2 protein-coding genes are annotated in these 1,729 nt (G+C 65.2%); one reads left to right on the forward strand and one right to left on the reverse strand.

The genetic code is table 11. The features are described from left to right. Nucleotides 1–225: 225 nt before the first annotated feature. Nucleotides 226–714, reverse strand: a complete 489-nt coding sequence (locus AC2VON_RS20735) for a flavin reductase family protein (RefSeq protein WP_486954599.1) — start codon at nt 712–714, stop codon at nt 226–228. Between the two features lie 262 nt (nt 715–976). Between AC2VON_RS20735 and AC2VON_RS20740 the strand changes: the two genes are divergently transcribed. Beyond that, the coding region (locus AC2VON_RS20740; RefSeq protein WP_486954600.1) for an acyl-CoA dehydrogenase family protein at nt 977–1,729 on the forward strand (753 nt) is incomplete at its 3' end.

Consider the following 1,729-nt stretch of genomic DNA (forward strand, 5'->3'; position numbering starts at 1 on the left):
ACCGGGTCGGTGGGGCTGCTTTTCGTCCGTACCGCGGTCGCCCCTCGACGATCCGCACCGAACACCTCGGCACGGCGACGCCGCACGAACTCGGCACCTTCGGTGGCGAGCCTTTCAGCCACCGAGCGCAGCCGGCCAGGATCGTTGCCGATGACGGTCATCTGCCTATCGCACCACATCCCCCTGGGCGAAGGCACCTCCGATGCATCGGGGCGATGTGGCTGCCTAACCGTCGAGCCGGCGGAACACGCTGCGATGGAACACGATCGGGGCCACCTCCGGGTCGACTGTGACGTCACTGATCCGCAGCACGACGATGGTGTGATCGCCGGCCGGAACCAACTGTTCGACTGCGCTCTCCAGCCACACGCTGGTGCCCTTGATGAAGATGGCGCCGCTCCTGCTGGACACGGTCTCCAACCCGGCGAACCGGTCCCCGGTCTTGGCGGCCAGCGTGCGGACCGCGCTGTCCTGGGCCTCTCCGAGCACACTGATGCCCAGCACCGGCACGTCTTTGAGTCTCGGCCAGGTTGTCGAGGTGTTCCGCACACAGAACGACGCCAGCGGCGGATCCAACGAGACCGGCACGAAGGTGCTGGCTGCCAACCCCACCCGGCTGCCGTCGACCTCGGCGGCGACGGCAACCACCCCGGACGGGAACTGCCCGAACGCCTCGCGGAGTGAGGAGGGTGTCAGCTTTCCTGGGGAACTCACCGGGACTCGTTAACTCGACAGCCTTCTCGGACGGGGTGTGACATGCCCGACACTACCGGGGGTCGGCCGCCGGCGGCCGGCATTTCAGCAGCACACCACCGCCAACCGGTTGGTTAGTTAGCGGGTGCAATATAACTCACACCCGCTTGCTTCGAGGTTATCCGCCGGTATAGTTTAATCGCGTTACTGGTGGGTAACTTCTTCTCCGGAGTACTCAACCACAAGTGCGTACCACAAGTGCGTTCCCATCGAGGAGGATTCAGTGGGCCACTACAAGAGCAACGTCCGCGACCAGGTGTTCAACCTGTTCGAGGTGTTCGGCGTCGACCAGGTGTTCGGCGAGGGCGACTTCGCCGACCTGGACGTCGACACCGTGCGGGAGATGTTGGGCGAGCTGAGCCGCCTGGCCGAGGGCCCGATTGCAGAGTCGTTCGTCGACGGCGACCGCAATCCCCCGGTGTTCGACCCGCAGACCCACTCGGTGAAACTGCCCGAGTCATTGACGAAGTCGGTGCGGACCACCCTCGAGGGCGGCTGGAACAAGATGGGGATCGATGAGGCGCTCAACGGCACCCCGATGCCCAAGGCGCTGATGTGGGCGCTGCATGAGCACATCCTGGGCGCCAACCCCGCGGTGTGGATGTACGCCGGCGGCGTCGGTTTCGCCAACATCTTCTACCACCTCGGCACCGAGGAGCAGAAGAAATGGGCGGTGACAGCCGCCGAACGGGGCTGGGGCGCGACCATGGTGCTGACCGAGCCGGACGCGGGCTCCGACGTGGGTTCGGCCCGCACCAAGGCTGTCAAGTGCGACGATGGTTCCTGGCATATCGACGGTGTCAAGCGGTTCATCACGTCGGCCGACTCCGGCGACCTGTTCGAAAACATCTTCCACCTGGTGCTGGCCCGCCCCGAGGGCGCCAAGCCGGGCACCAAAGGTCTGTCGCTGTTCTTCGTGCCGAAGTTCCTGTTCGACTTCTCCACCGGTGAGCTGGGCGAGCGCAACGGCGTGTTC

The organism is Mycobacterium sp. TH-M82 (assembly GCF_057473605.1).